Below are 1,515 nucleotides of genomic sequence, written 5' to 3' on the forward strand. Positions count from 1 at the left end.
GCCTGTCCGTCGACGGCGAGCCCTACGCGGACCTGTCCTTCGTGGACGATCTGCGGTTCACCCTGCGCGAGCCGGACGGCGGAACCGTCCACACCGGACGGTTCCTGCGCGGCGGGTCCGACGGCGACGTCGACGGCGTCCAGCTCGTCGGACGGCTCGCCAAGCGGTCCGAGTAGCCCCGAGAGGAAGGAGAACACCGTGAGCGAGGCGTCCGTCGAGACCCCGCTGGCCCGCAACCGGAACTACAACATCCTGTGGTCCAGCCTGCTGTTCTCGGAGCTGAACAACGCGATCCTGGCGATCGCGTTCCCCCTGCTGGTGCTGGCCACCTCCGGGTCCGTCGCGGAACTGGGCGTGGTGCTGACGGTGCTCGCGGCGGCGACGATGCTGGCGACCGTGCCCGCGGGCGTGGTCGCCGACCGGTGGAACCGCAAGAGGGTCATGCTGGTGTGCCAGGCCGTGCGGATCGTCTCGCTGGTCGTCGGCTGCCTGGTGGTGCTGAGGGGACTCGACCCCTTCCCGTACCTGGTGGCCATGGCGCTGCTGGAGGGGCTGGCGGGCTCGGTCTTCGCCCCCGCCGAGGACGCGGCGCTGCCGCAGGTGGTGCCCACTTCCCAGCTGTCCCAGGCGATTGCGCGCAACACGGCCCGCCCGTTCGTGGCGAACCTGCTCGGACCGGTGGCGGCGGGCCTGCTGTTCGGCGTCCACCACGTGCTGCCGTTCCTGCTCGGCGCGGCCATGCTGTTCGTCTCGTTCGCGGCGCTGCTGTTCCTCTCCCTGCCGTACCGGGCCGAGGTGGAGGAGGACGAGGAAGCGGGGGTCGGCGCGGACCTCGTGGAGGGCTTCCGGTGGGTGCTCCGGCACCCGGTCATCCGGGCGACCATGGTGTGGCTGGTCTTCACCCAGCTCTTCTTCAGCGCGCTGGTGCTGATCGTGCTGACCGCGTCGGGCGAGTACGACCTGGCCCCCGGCGTGACCGGCGTGATGATGGCGTTCCTCGGCGCGGGCGGCATCCTCGGCGCCGTGTTCGCCTCGAAGATGGTCGACCTGCTGCCGTCGTCGGTGATCGTGGTCGGCTTCACGATGGTCACGGCGGCGATGACGGCGGTGATGGCGCTCGTCCCGCCGGGGATCCCGTTGGGGCTGGTGCTCTTCGCGACCGCGTTCTTCATCCCGGTCACCGCCACCACCGTCATGACCTACCAGATGGTGGTCACCCCGGACGAGCTGCGCGGTCGGTTGAGCGGCATCGTCGGCCTGGGCGCTGAGGGCGCGAGCGCGCTGGGACCGTTGGCGGGCACCGCGATGGTGGTGCTGGCGGGCGGCCGGAGCACCACGAGCCTGCTGGTGTGCGGGGCGTGCCTGGCGGTGGTCGCGGTGGGCAGCCTGCTCAGCCCGACGCTGCGCCGCTTCCCGTCCGTGCGGGAAACTGAGGACGCCCCGCACCCCTGAACGACGTCCGCTCCCCGCGCCGGGAACGGGCGGAGCGCGAGAGCGGGGCACGGGCTTGTGGCC

The 1,515-nt window shown here is 71.7% G+C and carries 1 protein-coding gene; it reads left to right on the top strand.

The window, feature by feature from the left end; translation table 11 throughout:
* Window positions 1–198: 198 nt before the first annotated feature.
* Window positions 199–1,452 carry an MFS transporter gene (locus tag ACFWW9_RS45260; RefSeq protein ID WP_390389705.1) on the top strand — a complete coding sequence of 418 codons (1,254 nt, stop codon included), beginning with the start codon at window positions 199–201 and terminating at the stop codon, window positions 1,450–1,452.
* The last annotated feature ends 63 nt before the right edge of the window (window positions 1,453–1,515 follow it).

The sequence above is a fragment of the Umezawaea sp. NPDC059074 genome, from assembly GCF_042738955.1.
Taxonomy (GTDB): domain Bacteria; phylum Actinomycetota; class Actinomycetes; order Mycobacteriales; family Pseudonocardiaceae; genus Umezawaea.